Here is a 15,761-nt window from a genome sequence, read left to right on the forward strand (position 1 = left end):
TTTCCAAAATTCAAAGTTCTCGCTTATTATTATAGCATAATATTCAAAAAGTTTCTGAACTTAGGTTGGCAGTTCAAAAAAACTTAAGCTACTAAGAAACTCCTTTGACAGATTCTGTTCACGATAATTTTGCCAGCTATCAAGTGATCTAATCGCCTGATATCTTTTACGCAAATGATAGTGTTCTTCGATTTGATATTCAGGATAATCTTGCAGAAAATCGCTAACCATTTGCCACTCGTAAGTGTAACCTAAGGGGCGGGAATGATACATGATTCCATCAATAGATTGAGCAGAAATACGATGATGTGCGTGTCCAAAGACCACGTCCGTAATTTGCGGAAACTGAATAAACAGCTCATGGAAAGCTTGGGAACCAAGATAAGCATTGAAGCGCTCAAATTTTTTATAAGCTGTATTAATGGAAAAAGCTTTGTGTGGAACAAAATGCATGGCAATGATGATACGGCCAGAAAAATCTAGATTTTCCAAGATGCTTTTAAGGCTGTTAAGAGTATGTTGTGTTGTGAGAGCATCGCTATAATCACGATGAATTTTACGATCAAAGTAAAAACTATTCTTAAAGGCTAAAAGTTTTTCCTTCGAGTAATCTTGAGTGAAAGAATAATCATACCAGCCATGAAAACTAATCAAAAGTGTATCACCAAAATACTTAAGTGAAAAATCCTGTGCATTAATTTCTTTTTCGGATAAATGTACCATATCGTGATTGCCAAGATTATGGCTGATATCGAAACACTTTGATAATTGATTAAAAAAAGGTGCCGTAATTTTTTTATAGTCGTTGGACATGTCGCCTGCAAAGTGCAAGTCTGTCACAGATTGCTCTTGTAGCGTATCAATAAAAACTTGAATTTCAGTATCTGTAAATTGATTAACATCCAGATGCAAATCTGAAAGCAGTGCTAATTTTTTCATAGTTAAATTATAACAGAAGCGCAAGTCAAGTTCTAATTGTGTTGACCGAAAAAAGACTACAGGAGTTTTTTATTTATTGATAATTTTGGACTAATTTTTCAATTGCCTCATCCAATAAGGTATAAAATGCTGTGATGTGTGCTCCATCCACAAGGGCGTGGTTAGCAAGAACCGAAAGGGGAAGCAACAGTTCATTATTTTGTTCAAAATACTTTCCCCAGGTGATTCTTGGATTGCTGTCCGCAGGAACTGGTGTTGGATTAATCATAGAAGTGAAAGAGAACCAAGGGAGCGTGGAGATAAATAATTTATTTAAAGTATCCTCTGCTTCCTCATCGATTGAGCGTATGGTTTTAGCTTTTTCTTGCTCTTCCACGGCATAGCTCAAAAATGCAGCAAAATCAGGTGTATAATCAAGATTGCAGTAAGTATAGGTTCCATCATCTAAGGAAACTGTGTGTGAAGTCTGACAGTTATCAAATTCTATAATTTTATCTTCAACGATACGTTGCTTAAATTCTGAAACACCGTTTGCTGCTTGTGACACACAGTAACAGATGGTCAAGAAAAATGGTAACTTATTCTCTTTTATCGTTGCAAGAAGTTGTGTAATATTTACGTTCACGGTCACTCCAACATAAGGTTGAGCGAGACTTTTAAAATATTCAAAATGTGAAAGCCGATTATAGGAAGCCATGTCAAGATATTTAAAATTCATTGTTTCTCCTCAAAAATCACTATTACAAGCGAGTGCTTCCTTAGAGTGTATCATAGATTTCTATAATTTTGAAGGGCTTATCCAGCTGTCAGCTAAATTAAAAGTATTTTTTTATTTTGTGTGGAAGTGACTTGTTCGCGCTTTCTTTTCTTGGGGCTTTGTATTAAAATAGAAACAAGGAGTAAAAAAGTATGAAAAAATTAATAATATTATCTGGTGTTGCACTTATGTCATTGACATTGGTTGCTTGTTCGTCCGAAAAAGCTTCAAAAACAAAGTCTTCAGAAGAAAAAACAGAGGTGACAAGTCAGACATCAACGACCGAAAGTTCAGTGTCTACTGAAAGTACAAAAAGTATAGAAAGTGAAACAAGTAGCCCAGAAGAAGTGCTACCAAGTTCAGAGCCAGAAACCACTACTGAAGTTACTCCGGACTCAAGTACAGAGGCACAAGAAGTTGATTTGGATGAAGTGGCAATTTTAAACAATGATTTCACAACACTGTCCGGCACATGGGGTGCTGGAAATGGCAATATTTTAATAATTAACCCAGACCATAGTGCAACTCTTAATGGAGAGGCACAGACAATTACTGTGGATACTGTAAGTTCAGGGCAAAAAGTACTCAATATTCGAATGGCAACTGGTGTGGCACGTGCTGGAGCAGCAATCGAAACATTAAAGGTTGGAGAAAAAAATCCATATGGCGATCAATCAGATACATCTAAGCCACGTCTGCTTTTAGTGCAAGGTGGGTCAAACAGTCCTGCTGAAGAATATTTCTACAGAAAATAAATTTGTAAGCTTATAAATTATAGCTAACTAGAGTCCGAACGATAATTTTGATATAATAGGGGGGAGATCAAAATAAAGTTTAGAATTTATATAGGTTATAGATGAAGAATACGGTAAAAATACTGCAAGGGATTTCAAGAATTCTCTTACTCGTTGTTGGCTTAGCATTAATCTCAGGCTCTCTCTTTTTTACTGGGGTTCATATGGCTAATAAAAACGTCACAAAAACTGAAACACAAGGTGTGATTGTCCGCGGGGATGAAGCATTAAAAGAGGTGAACTACACTTTTGAAGGTGTCAGTCACCAAGTACGTCCCTTGGATACTTACTTTAGAAACTTGGGCACTGTTGATACAAAAATCAAAATTTACGTGGATAATGAACATCCAGAACGTATCTTTTTGACTTATCGTGGCGATGGCTTGATGCGTACAGCGGGAATCTTAGCAGGTTGGGGCTTATTATTGTTGGTCATTCTCTTGGGGGAAAGACAGCTGATGAGTCGTATGAAAAAGCTTGAGCAACTTGCCGAAGAAGAAGAAAAAGAAACACTTTCTTGATTGTGTTTCTTTTTTATATCAACTCTTGTGCAAAAAAACACAAGCGCATTTCTTAAGAAAAATATAAAGCTATGCTACCATAGAAATATGACTATCTTACACAATAAAATTTCAAATAAAGAATTAAAAGAACGTTTAGAAGCTGAAACAGAGCCTCGTACAACTATTTCTTTTTATAAATATTTTAATATTGCTGACCCACAAGAATTTCGTGATAATCTTTACATGAAATTTGAGGATTTAAAAGTCTTTGGTCGTGTTTATATTGCGAAAGAAGGAATAAATGCACAAATCAGTGTGCCTACTCCTAATTTAGAAAAGTTCAAAACGACCCTTTACCAAACAGCGCCAGAACTGGATGGCCTTCGTCTGAACTATGCGATTAAAGATGATGGAAAATCTTTCTGGGTCTTACGCATGAAAGTCCGTAACAAAATTGTTGCAGATGGTATTGATGATCCAACGTTTGATCCTTCAGATGTTGGGCAGTACTTAAAAGCTGAAGAAGTGAACGAAATGCTCGGTAAAGAAGACACAATCTTTGTTGATATGCGTAACCACTACGAGTACGAAGTGGGACATTTCAAAGATGCCTTAGAGGTACCATCTGCAACTTTCCGTGAGCAGTTACCAATGGCTGCAGATATGCTTAAAGACGACAAAGATAAAAATATTGTCATGTACTGTACAGGTGGAATTCGTTGTGAAAAAGCCAGTGCCTTTATGAAGCATGAAGGTTTTGAAAATGTTTACCATGTGGAAGGCGGAATTATTGAATACGCGCGTAAAGCTAAAGAACAAGACTTACCGATTGAATTTATCGGTAAAAACTTCGTATTTGATAAACGTATGGGAGAACGTATAACAGACGATGTTCTCTCAACATGTCCGCAATGTGGTGAAGCTTGTGATATGCATACAAACTGTAAAAATAAAGCTTGTCATCGTTTATTTATCCAGTGTGAAAATTGTGCAGAGCGCTTTGAAGGTTGTTGTTCACAAAGCTGTGTGGAGGAACTCAGCTTATCTGATGAAGAAATCAATGCTTTAATCGCAGAGCGTGCAGCGGATCCAACATTCTTCACAAAAGGAAGAAGCTAAAAATAAAAAAAGCAATCTTTTAAAAGATTGCTTTTTTTAATTGTTCCTTGAGTTCTGTTTCAAAAGCAAGCACGCGCTCCAAAGATAAAGCAAAATCCGCATCGGCAATATTCATGCGCACGAAAAATTCCCCTGACTGATAACGAATCATAATATTTGGTCGTACCTTTTCATGCAGAGCATCCTGTGTCTGTTCATTACCATAGATATACCAGAAATATTCAAGCGCTTCTTTGTTATGGAAATCATCGTTTACCAGTAAAAGAACAGTTTTAAGTTGGTCAGAAAATTCGAGTTCTTTTGCATAGGTCCCATCTTTATAAAGCGGAAGTCCGTCATACCAAAAGTGGACATTCTGACCAAAGGTTTCTTCAGCAAGCTTATTCATAATCTTTCAAAACCCATTCGTTAATGGCATGCGCGACACCAGATTCAGCATTAGATTTTGTGACATATTTGGCAATTTTTTTCAGCTCTTCTTTACCATTGCCCATGACAACTGGGTTGCCAACAGCTTCCAACATAGAACGGTCATTTTCTTGATCACCAATTGCCATTAACTCGTCCACATCTAGGAAGAGTTTTTTAGCTAAGTGCAATACAGCATTTCCTTTGCTGGCTTTTTTATTCATAAATTCAAGATAAAATGGAGTTGATTTAACCATGTTATAACGCTCGAAAAATTCAAAAGGCAAGTAGGCGATAGCATTGTCTAAAACTTCAGGTTCATCAATCATCATTACTTTTGCAACTTCAAGTGCTGCAATTTCCTCAGGCTGACGGAAATAGAGGGGCATATTAACCAAGGAAGCTTCGTGAATAGTATATTTACCGATGTCACGATTACTTGTGTAGATTCCTTTTTTAGTAATGGCATGCATATGTACACCGATTTTACGAGCTGCAGCATCAATATCAAGAACATCTTCAGCTTCTAAGGTTTCCATAATGAACTCTTCGCCAGTCGCACGTTGCACTAAAGCACCGTTATAAGTGATGACATAATCACTATAATCCGTCAATTCAAGTTCTTCCAGAATATCATGAACACCCATAAGTGGACGACCTGTTGTAATAACAACCTTAACTCCAGCAGCTTTAGCTTCAGCAATTGCCTGCTTAACTTCTGGCGTAATTTTACGTTCCGGGTCCAATAGTGTACCATCGATGTCAATAGCGATAAGTTTAATCATTTTATTTTTTCTCTTTTCTAATTAAAGGTTGGTTTGCATAAAGGTAATGAATTCAGGATTCTCCAACATCACTTTTGGGAAGTAGAAGCGGCTGTTTCCGTGAATGGTGCCCGCTAAACTTGCCACAATAGGAGAGACCTCGGAAAGCTCAATGAGGCTACCATCTTTTTGTAAAATTTCAATCTGTGTTCGTGGTTTATTCGAATTGGGACGATAAAAGTCATAAGGGAGATCGAAATTACTGTTTGTTCCCGTGAAATATTGCGGGTCAAAGCCAGCTTTTTCCACTTGATCACGCAGTTTGTCCAAAAGCGAAGCATCAGAGTTAAAAAGATCCAGTTGTTTTTCTTGTCCTTGATTATACTCTAAGGATTTTAAAAGATGGCGGTTGATATACATCTGAGCAAGCTTAGACAAAATATCATCTTCGTTAGCCATCCATGTTTGAAAATAGGTATTCATTACACCATCATCCAAGGCGAGATAATCATGCAAAGTTTGTTTATTCTCAAAGAAAGGAACTAAACAGGGGCTTGTATGCGCAAAGTAATCGTGATCAAATTGGTATAAATATTTAGCCCGCTTCAGCAAGTTTTGGAGAATGACTTCCATGGAGCGACTTGCCGGATGGAAGTAAACCTGCATGTACATTTGGTAACGACTCACAATGTAATCTTCAACGGCATGCATACCAGAAATTCTGAAGACAATTCCATCTTCATGAGGCGCAATTACACGCAGAATCCGAGTCAAATCAAACTGTCCATAGACTGCACCAGTATAGTAAGCATCCCTTAAGAGGTAATCCATACGATCTGCATCAATTTGACTGGAAATAAGTTGCACCACTTGTGGGTTAGGATAGTCATGGGAAATGACTGAAGCGACCTGCTCAGGAAAGTCAGGACTTACTTTGCGTAAAACCGCATTGATTTCAGTAGCTGGTGAGGTAATTATCTCACGTGTCATGGCTTCGTGATCTGTGCCAAATAGGCCTTCAAACGTATGAGAATAAGCACCATGACCGACATCATGTAATAAAGCTGCACATTGTGTAACTAAATTTTCTTCTGGATTCCAAGTTTCAGGATAACGCTTAGTGAACCATTCAGTGATTGTTTTAGCGATATGATAAACTCCCATACAATGAGAGAAGCGACTATGCTCGGCTCCGTGAAAAGTGTATGAAGAAGTTCCCAGTTGTTTTATACGACGTAAACGCTGGAATTCTGCAGTGTTAATTAAATCATAAATTGTTTCGTTTTCGACATGAATATAATCATGGACGGGGTCACGAAAAACTTTTTCGAGCTGTGCCATACAACCTCCTTTGCATTTTACATGCAATTATCTTGACGTAATTGAACAAGTTGTGGTTTCAAGATAAGTTTTTCGACAAAGAGTCTTCAAGAGAGACTCTAACTTAATGAAAACTCTTGCATTACTGTAATATAATTATAACCGAAATTAACATAAATTGCCATTTTACTAATAAGGCAAGTTATAGTAAAATAACAGTTATGGAAATTACTATTCGGAACCGTATTGTTATTGATGGACAAGAAGAATTTATTTGTGAAACTTTTGAAGGTGATGTTAAAAAGTTAGGGAATAAAATTGCATTATATTATAAGAATGCTGAAGAAGAAAAAGTCTTGATAAAGTTTGATGACAAAGAGTTGAGTATGACACGTTATGCTGATAAACCGGTTGTCATGCGTTTTCACAAAGAACTTCCAACGCATACTCTTTATGAAGGTTTGGGACGTTTGGAGATTTTGACAGATGGTTTTCATATGAATGAAGAGTTAAAACATGTGAAATTGAAATACCGCTTAGCTCAAAATGATATCCCGATCGGGGAGTATCGAATGAGAATTGATTGGAAATTGAGTTAAAGATGAAAAAAATATTACTCCCTGAGGAACTGTACGACCAGCTGGAGTTGTCAGGTGAAAAAGAAATTGAAGTCGTTGAAAATAATAAAAACAGCTTCACCATACGTGCTAAAACCCCCAACAAGAGAGAAGAGGCAGCGCGGGTCTTTCTAATCCCCACAGCGCTTAGCACACTCCTCTTTTTTGTTGCCAGTCAGGTGATGGGGCTGAGTCAGATTAAATTGTCGGGGACAGCCTCGATCTCAACTGGCGTTTTAGTTATTGCTAATACGATCGCTTTAACATCTTTTATCATTGCTTTTATTAAAAAGCGGAAGGAGCTTTATCATACCATGTTACCGCGCGTGTACTGGCGAACTTTTCCCTCTGTTATTCTTTCTGTTTTTATTATCGTCACTTTAGGATTAGTTGCCTTATTTTGGTTCTTGAACCAGCTTTTTTATGGCTTGAGTTTTGATGTTTTTACGTCAATGCTGATTTTTGCTATTTTTTCTGGAATTTTAAATTACCTGTTAATTTTTGCTGTAGACACATTCTCCATCCAAATGATGATTAATATGCTTATTATGGTTTCTGTTGGTGGACTTGTCGCAAGTATGGCCGCCAACAATAACCAATACTGGTGGCAAAAGAACTTCAGCCTGCTAGGAACGAGTGAATCCAACACAAGCTTGCAGTTTAATATGACTTTGGTTGTTTCGGCTGCCTTGATGATTGCTTTATTTGATTATATATTCGTCTCGATTCGTGAAAAATTAGGGCATCGTATACGATTTATGATATTGCAAATCTTATTAACTTTATGTGCCATCTCTATCGCTTTGGTTGGCCTGATTCCTAATAATGGTGATGGTTTGGCGCACATTATGCACGATGTGGCGGCTCAGCTCATTGTTTTGTTTATGAGTTTATCAATCTTAGGAATTCGCTGGTTTTTACCTGACTTAGATAAAAACATGTACCGCATTTCTTATGGTTTAGCAGGTTTGATAGTTTTTGGTTACTTCTTATGGCATCCGCTCTATTATCTGAACTTAACTGCCTTTGAAATTCTTTCCTTTAGCTTATCTTTTGCATGGATCATGCTCTTGATTAATACATTAGTGAGGATATTGTTTAATCCACGTGTCGTTTATCAAGTTGATATCGTAAAAGACGTAGAAAAAATCACAGAAAAATAAGCTGTGGTTTTTTCATATACCAAAAGCAGAGCAGCTTTTTTTTACCTTAAGTAAAAGCTATGGTAAAATAAAGACGATAGGGAGGTCAAAATGAAAGAAGTAAAAGTATTTTATAATGAAAAATCAGGAAAAAATGACGAAAACGAAGTATTAAATACAATTAAAATTTTTTTTGGAAAAGAAGAAAACAAAGCCTCTCATGTGGAATATATCAATCCAGATAGCCCAGAAGATGCAGTACGTTTAGCAAAAAAAGCAAGTCAAGAAAACACAGATCTTGTAGTGGCACTTGGTGGAGATGGAACGATTAATAAAGTATGTGGAGGCGTATTTGAGGGAGGAAGCAAATCTATCTTAGGTATCGTTCCCAATGGTACAGTCAATAACTTGTCAAAATCACTCCATATTCCTCAGAATATAGAAGCTGCCTTGCAAAATCTCAATGAGGGGAAGTTGCAAAAATTTGATATTGCTAAAGTTAACGATGATTATATGATTTCCAGCCTAACCTTGGGAATATTGGCAGATATCGCTCAAAATGTGAGCAGCTCAGAAAAGAAAAAATTTGGACCCTTTGCTTACTTGAAGGATGCCTACAAAGTTATTCGCCATAATAAAAGCTACCGTATCGAGCTCAAATATAATGGCAAAACAAAAGCCTTAAAAACGAAATTATTATTAATTACGATGACCGATACGATTGGCGGAAGACAGGCTTTATCTCTTGATGCTAAGGTAGACGATGGTCTTATCCGAGTGTATTCGTTGAAGGAGATTAATTTACTCAAAATTTTATTCCATCTTAATAAGCTACGCAAGGGCCAACTCGAAGATTTTATGGAAATTACTTATTTTGACACAGATCACTTAGAAATAAGTGCCCAATCTAATAAAAAACAAGATATTCCTTATTCAAGAATTGACGGAGATAAAAGCTTGCCACTTCCACTAGACATAACGGTATACCGCAAAGGTTTGACTACGGTGGTTCCTAAATAAGAACTTATCTTATATTATCCATAAAAGCACCTGATGAATGCAAACTTAACTGTAAATGACAAATTGAAGTAAAAAAACCTTGCATTCCACTTGAATTGAAGAATATTTTCTGTTATACTTATATAGTTGTCTTTGTGGTCTCCCATAAAGTACAACCGCACGAGGTACCGTTTAAGTAGCATTAGCTCACGGTCCAAGGCGAGTCTTACAGTCGTTTTACGGCACAAAATCTAACAAGGAGGAATCACAATGTCAAACTACGCAATCATCAAAACTGGTGGTAAACAAGTCAAAGTTGAAGAAGGACAAGTTATCTACGTTGAAAAACTTAACGTTGAAGCTGGTCAAACTGTAACTTTTGATGAAGTTGTTCTTGTCGGCGGTGCTACTACTAAAGTTGGTGCTCCACTCGTTTCAGGTGCAACAGTTGTCGGTGAAGTTGAAAAACATGGTAAACAAAAGAAAGTTGTTACTTTCCAATATAAACCTAAAAAACACTCACACCGTAAACAAGGTCACCGTCAACCTTACACTAAGGTTGTTATCAAATCAATCAACGCTTAAGGCATGATTGAAGCGGTTATCAGGACAAAGCGAGATAAAATAGTTTCCTATGAAATCTCTGGACATGCTGAATCAGGTGAATATGGTCACGATGTGGTCTGTGCAGCTGTGAGTGTGTTGTCAATTACAACAGCAAATAATCTCTATGAAATGGCAAAGATTAAACCTATTGCCAATATGGAAGATGGTTATCTTTATGTTGAAATACCTTTGAGTACTCCTGAAAGACAAGGCGAATTGGCTCAAACACTTCTCCAAGCGTTTGAAAATGCTATGCGAGAAGTATCAAATAATTACAGCCAATACATTACACTTAAAATTGAAAATGGAGGGCAATATAATGCTTGAACTTAATCTGCAACTCTTCGCCCACAAAAAAGGTGGGGGTTCTACTTCCAATGGTCGTGACTCACAAGCTAAACGTCTTGGTGCTAAAGCATCTGACGGTGAACTTGTAAGCGGCGGTTCAATCCTTTTCCGTCAACGTGGTACACATATCCATCCAGGTGCTAACGTTGGTCGTGGTGGCGATGACACTCTCTTCGCTAAAATCGAAGGACACGTTAAATTTGAAATGAAACGTGGTAAAAAACACGTTTCAGTTTACCCAGCAGTAGCTAAATAATGGTAAACGAGTCTCTCTTCGGAGAGGCTTTTTTTATAAATATAAAAGAAAAGACAATGAGGAAAGCCCACTCTTGAGGGACAGATTCATGTCTTTTCTTTACATAAATACTTGAGTTTCCTGGATTAATTTTTGTGCTTCCCTAAAATTTAGGACATCATCAAAACCATATTTTGAAAGAAAATAGACTTGGTCGCAATATTTTTCCACCTCTTCTAAGATGTGGGAAGTAAGCAGAATGATTTTTGTTTTGGAAAGCTCTTTTAAGATTTGGAAGGCTTTGGCACGCATCGCATTGTCAAGCCCATTCATCAGCTCATCGACAATGATAAGGTCTGCTTCAAGGCTTACAGTGTAAATGAAAGCCAGTATTTCTTTCATTCCGAGAGAATATTTTTTGATTGGTCTTTTAAAGAAACGTGAAGCAGAAAATAAGGGCATGTATTTTTCTGCGCTTTTTAGCTCTGTCTTTGTCAAAACCTTAATATAATCGATTGCTCTAAGATTAGGCTCAAAAATATCAAGTGTCGCAACATATGAAACTCTACCTTGATGCCAGCCATCAGAAATCTGAATATCTCCCTCGTAGTTCATTTCCTTATTAATTGCCGTGAAAAGGGTAGATTTTCCTGTGCCATTTCGACCGATAATACCATAAAGACCTGGTTTATCAAGTGTGAGACATATGTTACTCAGCGTACAGGTTGTTAGATTATTTATTATAAGTTTTATAAGTTACTAGGCCTTTCTATAGATGTACTTTGTGAATAAGATATGGCTGATACCATAGAAAAGAATACTGCAAGAGAGGAGTACAATAGCACCAATCCAGAGGGATTCTCTCTCAAAGAGAAAGTTCCCAGAAGTTGACCAAGAATTTTCACCGCTGGAAAACTGCAAGACAGTATTAATGTTTAAGTAGGTTAAAGGGATCCATTTAACGATTGTTTTCATCGCTTCATGCGTATGGATAACAGAATAAGTGACCAGCAGTAAAGCGATAATCGCTGAAGGAATATAAGCTTTTCTGATAAACTGTGAGAGGAGCTGTCCTAAACTTGTAATAAATAGGATGGCCAGAAGCAGATAGAGCAGGCGCCAGAGCAACTCCTCGCCCTGAAATACATCATAAATCGCCCCAACGACAAAGTTAGGAAAGTTCCAAGAGCCCATGCCAAACTGGAGTCCAGCGATGAGCGCAAAAACCAGCAAGGCAGAAAGAATAAGTAGGAGTACAAAGCCAGCAGGGATAAATAGATGTTGGAAATGAAGCATTTTTTTATCCTTTTTCATCAAATGGTAATAGCGCAAACCGTTTGGCATCTCCATTGCCAAGGTATCTCCACAGATAAAAGTCAGCAGGATTAGACCATAAAGTCCACCTAAGCCAATCAAAATATAGAGGGCGGCGCCGATGCTGGATGGGTTTACCCCTGGAGCTTGAGTAAAGTCTTGCCCACTGTCTAGGACTTGGTGGTACCATTTGGAAGTTGCCTTGAAATACTCATATCCCCCACCAAAAGGAACCTCTTCACCATTTTTTTGTGCTTCCTCTAACTTTTTAATTCTTTGTTCATTATAAAGGTTATCTAAACGCCAGAATTCATTGTAATTATTTACTTCTAATGCTTGAAGTTTTGCCTTATCTAATTTTAACTCATCATTGAGTTCTCTTAAGAGTTCTTCAGCGTTTTCTGGAGGATCTCCAGATTCAATAAAACTTTTGAGTTCCCTGATACTTTTTTCGCTGGCTTTGATATTTTCCTGTGTTGTATCTTCCAATCCTAAACCATTAGGGGGATGAGTTCCTACAGTTTTAAAAGCAACAAACTGAAAGATTAGGCCGATGAACAGTAAGGAAATCAGGACTTTATTTTTATTACTGCTTACAAATTTTTTTAGTATAAACATATTTTTTCCTCATGAAAAGAACGAAGGGAAACATATGCTATTTTCCCTCTCACCATTTTTTCATTTGCTTAGTAAGTATGATAAATGTAGTCTTGATAGTAACGCGTTCTGTTTCTGTTAAGATAGAGAGGTGTTACTCTGACTCTATAGCCATTTCTGACCCTTAATTCACGGTAATGTGTCTGTAGAAGACTTCCTCTGACATTGTATACTCTTTGTCGAACAACAGTTCCTACCCAGACTCGAGGTGCAGACCTTTGAATGTCATTCGCTTGTACTAAAGCAGGACCTGACGTGAGTGCAAGAGCTGTGAGAGCAGTAATAAGCAGTTTTTTTAGTTTTTTTGTTTGACATGTAATTTACTCCTTTTTCTATAAATATTGATGTTATATTGAGTGCTTCCTTTCAATGCCTAACATCTTTTTTGCCTTACACTATATAAGACGTAAATACATCTTACTTTTCACTAAAAATATACCTTGTAGAATATAAAACAAAAATATCTTATTATTCTAAAAAGACAGTGTTATTTTCCCTTTTCGTAAGTTAAGCGCTTTATTTATGGTATATTTACTCTATAATTTTGAGTTGCATTGAAGGAGAAAAGAATGGAAATTGGTGTAGTAAAAGACTTGAAACAAGGGGAAGCACGAGTCGGAATGACGCCGGAAAATGTAAAAATTTTGGTAGAGGCCGGGCATACGCTATATGTCGAAAATAATGCAGGTTTTGGTGCTGGTTTTCCAAATGAGCAGTATATCGCAGCGGGAGCCAAGATAGTGGAACGTGAAGAAGCATGGGAAGCAGAAATGATGGTTCGCGTAAAAGAGCCCTTAGAGGAAGAATATCAATACCTTAAAGAGGGACAAATAATCTGGGGATTTTTACATTTACCTGCAAATAAAGCTTGTGTTGAAAAAATGATAGAAATGAAGGTGACTGCTTTTTCGGCTGAAAATATCGCTACAGAGGGAACTTTTCCATTACTCAAACCCTTGAGTGCAATTGCGGGACGACGTGCCGTTAATATTGGACAATATTATCTGGAAAAACAACACGGGGGACAAGGAATTCTACTTCCAGGCATTCCCGAAAGTGGTATCGAGGCAGGACATATCGTTATATTTGGTGGTGGTACTGCAGCTGAAAATGCAGCAGATATTGCTTTGAGTATTGGTTGTTCCGTCCTTATTTTAGAGCTGAGTGATACACGTATTCAAGAGCTGGAAACGCGTTACGCTGGTAAAAAGCTGCAGGTCGTCAAGTCAACAACCGAAGCACTTGAAGAGCACATAAAAAAAGCAGACGTTTTTATTTCAACAATTCTGATTCCTGGGGCTAAACCACCAAAGCTTGTGAAAGAGTATATGGTCAAATCAATGAAACCAGGTGCTGTGATTGTTGATATCGCTATTGATCAAGGAGGGACGGTTGAAACTATTGATCACGCAACGAATCATGCAGAACCGGTATTTACAAGACACAATGTCATTCATTATGCAGTGCCAAATATGCCAGGGGCAACACCTCGGACTTCAACTCTGGTAATGTCTAAAGGGAATATAGAATACTTGAAGCAGATTGCCGACAATGGTTTAGAAGAAGCACTTAATCTTAGTGAATCCCTTCGCTCTGGTATGAGTATCTATAAAGGAAAAATAGTGTCGCCTGCGTTGGCTGATTCGATTGGTCTTCCTTATACAAAAATTAAGTAAAGATTATTGGGGCTTCCCAATGATCTTTTTGCTTGCATGAAAGGTATGGAAGCGTATAAACCTTGAAATATGGTATAATGAGACAAAGATTATAAATAAAAGAACAGGAAGGTATTTGTTTGGCTAGACATTCCGTAGAATTTAAGTTGGAAAATCCAGAAGATGCAGTTTTACTTTTTGGTTCACAGGATAAAAATGCACAGTTGATTGAATCTCAACTTGCTGTTGATATAAACTATCGCGGAGAGCGCGTACAGATTTTTGCTGATAATGAAGTAGCGCCTGAGCAAGCACGTAAAGTTTTACAGGCTCTTTTAGTTTTGATTTCTCGTGGTTTACCTGTCCATAGCTCTGATGCGATGATTGCAGTTAAAATGGTGCTTGAAGATAATATCGAAAATTTCATTACACTTTATGAAATCGAGCTTACTAAAGATGCTGTTGGTACACCAATTCGGTTAAAAAATGTGGGGCAAAAGCTCTATGTAGACAGTGTGAAGCAGCATGATGTCGTCTTCGGCATTGGTCCTGCGGGGACCGGGAAAACCTTTTTGGCTGTCGTTATGGCAGTCCAAGCATTGCGTAATGGTCAGGTGAAACGCATTATTTTGACACGTCCGGCTGTAGAGGCTGGTGAAAATCTGGGGTTCTTACCGGGAGATTTGCAAGAAAAAGTAGATCCTTATCTGCGCCCTGTTTATGATGCACTCTTCCAGATTTTAGGAAAAAATGCAACGGAACGTATGATGGAGCGTGGGATCATTGAAATTGCACCTTTAGCTTACATGCGTGGACGTACTTTAGATGATGCCTTTGTTATCTTGGATGAAGCGCAAAACACAACAACGATGCAAATGAAAATGTTCCTGACACGTTTGGGCTTCAACTCAAAAATGATTGTCAATGGTGATATTTCACAGATTGATTTGCCGGCTAAGGCTAAATCTGGTTTGATTGACGCAAAAGAAAAACTTTCTGGTTTAAATAGTATTGATTTTGTCTACTTTACAGCTAAGGACGTCGTTCGTCATCCTGTTGTAGCTCAAATTATTAATGCTTACGAGAAAAAAGGAGAGTAAGATGTCTGAAGGTTATGTTCTCGACTTACGTAAAATATTAGGCCCGCGCCCACTTGTTGTTGCATGTGCTAGCATAATTATCTATAATGAAGATGGAATCTTGCTTCAGAAACGTAAGGATACAGGGTGTTGGTCTTATCATGGGGGTTCAATCGAACCTGGAGAAACAGCAGAAGAAGCTGCGAGCAGAGAGCTTTTTGAAGAGATAGGTTTGACTGTAGGAAACATGGAGCTATTTACCGTATGTTCTGGAGAGGAATAGCATTTTTGCTATCCAAATGGTGATGAAGTTCATATTGTAGATACTGTTTATGTCAGCAAGGATTTTTCAGGTCAAATAGTTTTTGAAGAAAGCGAAGTTCTGGATGCACAATGGTTTGCATTTGACCAATTGCCAGAAAATATTATGCCTTCAACAAGAACACCGCTCTTAGATTTTGCGAAAAAAATGAGAGAGAACATCGAAAATATATAAGGGAAAAGA

General features: G+C 37.5%; 18 protein-coding genes, 1 pseudogene and 1 other annotated feature. Of the genes and pseudogenes, 12 read left to right on the plus strand and 7 right to left on the minus strand.

Annotated features, from left to right (window positions below):
• Positions 1-60 precede the first annotated feature (60 nt).
• Positions 61-939 carry a phosphoesterase gene (locus tag J0J33_RS06375; protein WP_029343339.1) on the minus strand — a complete coding sequence of 293 codons (879 nt, stop codon included), beginning with the start codon at positions 937-939 and terminating at the stop codon, positions 61-63.
• Between the two features lie 73 nt (positions 940-1,012).
• Positions 1,013-1,657, minus strand: a complete 645-nt coding sequence (locus J0J33_RS06380; RefSeq protein ID WP_206888819.1) for a CatA-like O-acetyltransferase — start codon at positions 1,655-1,657, stop codon at positions 1,013-1,015.
• Between the two features lie 191 nt (positions 1,658-1,848).
• Between J0J33_RS06380 and J0J33_RS06385 the strand changes: the two genes are divergently transcribed.
• The 3 genes from J0J33_RS06385 (at position 1,849) to J0J33_RS06395 (ending at position 4,112) form a co-directional block, all read left to right on the plus strand.
• The gene (locus J0J33_RS06385; protein ID WP_206888821.1) at positions 1,849-2,451 is read left to right on the plus strand and encodes a DUF6287 domain-containing protein; all 603 of its coding nucleotides are present in this window, start codon (positions 1,849-1,851) and stop codon (positions 2,449-2,451) included.
• A gap of 101 nt (positions 2,452-2,552) precedes the next feature.
• Positions 2,553-3,011 carry a hypothetical protein gene (locus J0J33_RS06390; protein ID WP_019293172.1) on the plus strand — a complete coding sequence of 153 codons (459 nt, stop codon included), beginning with the start codon at positions 2,553-2,555 and terminating at the stop codon, positions 3,009-3,011.
• Positions 3,012-3,098: 87 nt separating this feature from the next.
• Positions 3,099-4,112 (plus strand): rhodanese-related sulfurtransferase, encoded by a 1,014-nt coding sequence (locus J0J33_RS06395; RefSeq protein ID WP_206888824.1) that lies wholly within the window; start codon positions 3,099-3,101, stop codon positions 4,110-4,112.
• Positions 4,113-4,131: 19 nt separating this feature from the next.
• On the opposite strand, the gene J0J33_RS06400 is transcribed toward J0J33_RS06395, so the two are convergent.
• From J0J33_RS06400 to J0J33_RS06410, 3 genes are read right to left on the minus strand one after another with little or no spacing between them, the layout of a single operon-like run.
• The gene (locus J0J33_RS06400) at positions 4,132-4,500 is read right to left on the minus strand and encodes a hypothetical protein (protein WP_019335349.1); all 369 of its coding nucleotides are present in this window, start codon (positions 4,498-4,500) and stop codon (positions 4,132-4,134) included.
• The gene (gene yidA, locus J0J33_RS06405; protein ID WP_019292784.1) at positions 4,493-5,305 is read right to left on the minus strand and encodes a sugar-phosphatase; all 813 of its coding nucleotides are present in this window, start codon (positions 5,303-5,305) and stop codon (positions 4,493-4,495) included. Before yidA ends, J0J33_RS06400 begins: the two co-directional genes overlap by 8 nt.
• Positions 5,306-5,326: 21 nt before the next feature.
• On the minus strand, positions 5,327-6,625 hold the full coding sequence (locus J0J33_RS06410) for an HD domain-containing protein (RefSeq protein WP_019292783.1): 1,299 nt from the start codon (positions 6,623-6,625) through the stop codon (positions 5,327-5,329).
• A gap of 200 nt (positions 6,626-6,825) precedes the next feature.
• Between J0J33_RS06410 and J0J33_RS06415 the strand changes: the two genes are divergently transcribed.
• The 6 genes from J0J33_RS06415 (at position 6,826) to rpmA (ending at position 10,572) form a co-directional block, all read left to right on the plus strand.
• Entirely contained in the window at positions 6,826-7,203 is a 378-nt protein-coding gene (locus J0J33_RS06415; protein WP_206888826.1) for a DUF1934 domain-containing protein, read from the plus strand.
• Positions 7,204-7,205: 2 nt separating this feature from the next.
• Entirely contained in the window at positions 7,206-8,384 is a 1,179-nt protein-coding gene (locus J0J33_RS06420; protein WP_029345738.1) for a DUF998 domain-containing protein, read from the plus strand.
• Between the two features lie 90 nt (positions 8,385-8,474).
• Positions 8,475-9,383, plus strand: a complete 909-nt coding sequence (locus J0J33_RS06425) for a diacylglycerol kinase family protein (RefSeq protein WP_206888829.1) — start codon at positions 8,475-8,477, stop codon at positions 9,381-9,383.
• Between the two features lie 143 nt (positions 9,384-9,526).
• Positions 9,527-9,599 (plus strand) — a sequence feature (ribosomal protein L21 leader region).
• 33 nt (positions 9,600-9,632) lie between these two features.
• Positions 9,633-9,947 (plus strand): 50S ribosomal protein L21, encoded by a 315-nt coding sequence (rplU, locus tag J0J33_RS06430; protein ID WP_003136338.1) that lies wholly within the window; start codon positions 9,633-9,635, stop codon positions 9,945-9,947.
• A gap of 3 nt (positions 9,948-9,950) precedes the next feature.
• Entirely contained in the window at positions 9,951-10,295 is a 345-nt protein-coding gene (locus J0J33_RS06435) for a ribosomal-processing cysteine protease Prp (protein ID WP_004257958.1), read from the plus strand.
• Positions 10,288-10,572 carry a 50S ribosomal protein L27 gene (gene rpmA, locus J0J33_RS06440; RefSeq protein ID WP_004257956.1) on the plus strand — a complete coding sequence of 95 codons (285 nt, stop codon included), beginning with the start codon at positions 10,288-10,290 and terminating at the stop codon, positions 10,570-10,572. The genes J0J33_RS06435 and rpmA overlap by 8 nt, the downstream gene beginning before the upstream one ends.
• A 99-nt stretch (positions 10,573-10,671) precedes the next feature.
• Here the strand turns inward: rpmA and J0J33_RS06445 are convergent, their stop codons facing one another.
• Both J0J33_RS06445 and J0J33_RS06450 read right to left on the minus strand, forming a co-directional pair.
• Positions 10,672-11,304 (minus strand): ATP-binding cassette domain-containing protein, encoded by a 633-nt coding sequence (locus tag J0J33_RS06445; RefSeq protein WP_029343346.1) that lies wholly within the window; start codon positions 11,302-11,304, stop codon positions 10,672-10,674.
• Between the two features lie 6 nt (positions 11,305-11,310).
• Positions 11,311-12,483, minus strand: a complete 1,173-nt coding sequence (locus tag J0J33_RS06450; RefSeq protein ID WP_206921625.1) for a hypothetical protein — start codon at positions 12,481-12,483, stop codon at positions 11,311-11,313.
• A gap of 608 nt (positions 12,484-13,091) precedes the next feature.
• Between J0J33_RS06450 and ald the strand changes: the two genes are divergently transcribed.
• The 3 genes and pseudogenes from ald to J0J33_RS10945 all read left to right on the plus strand — a co-directional run bounded on the left by ald (position 13,092) and on the right by J0J33_RS10945 (position 15,752).
• Complete coding sequence (gene ald / locus J0J33_RS06455; protein WP_206888834.1) at positions 13,092-14,198, plus strand: alanine dehydrogenase; 1,107 nt, start codon at positions 13,092-13,094, stop codon at positions 14,196-14,198.
• A 119-nt stretch (positions 14,199-14,317) separates the two neighbouring features.
• The gene (locus tag J0J33_RS06460; RefSeq protein ID WP_004257953.1) at positions 14,318-15,277 is read left to right on the plus strand and encodes a PhoH family protein; all 960 of its coding nucleotides are present in this window, start codon (positions 14,318-14,320) and stop codon (positions 15,275-15,277) included.
• Position 15,278: 1 nt separating this feature from the next.
• Positions 15,279-15,752 (plus strand): annotated as a pseudogene (locus J0J33_RS10945) (NUDIX hydrolase).
• The last annotated feature ends 9 nt before the right edge of the window (positions 15,753-15,761 follow it).

This window comes from Lactococcus sp. LG1267, assembly GCF_017309545.1.
GTDB classification, from domain to species: Bacteria; Bacillota; Bacilli; order Lactobacillales; family Streptococcaceae; genus Lactococcus; species Lactococcus petauri.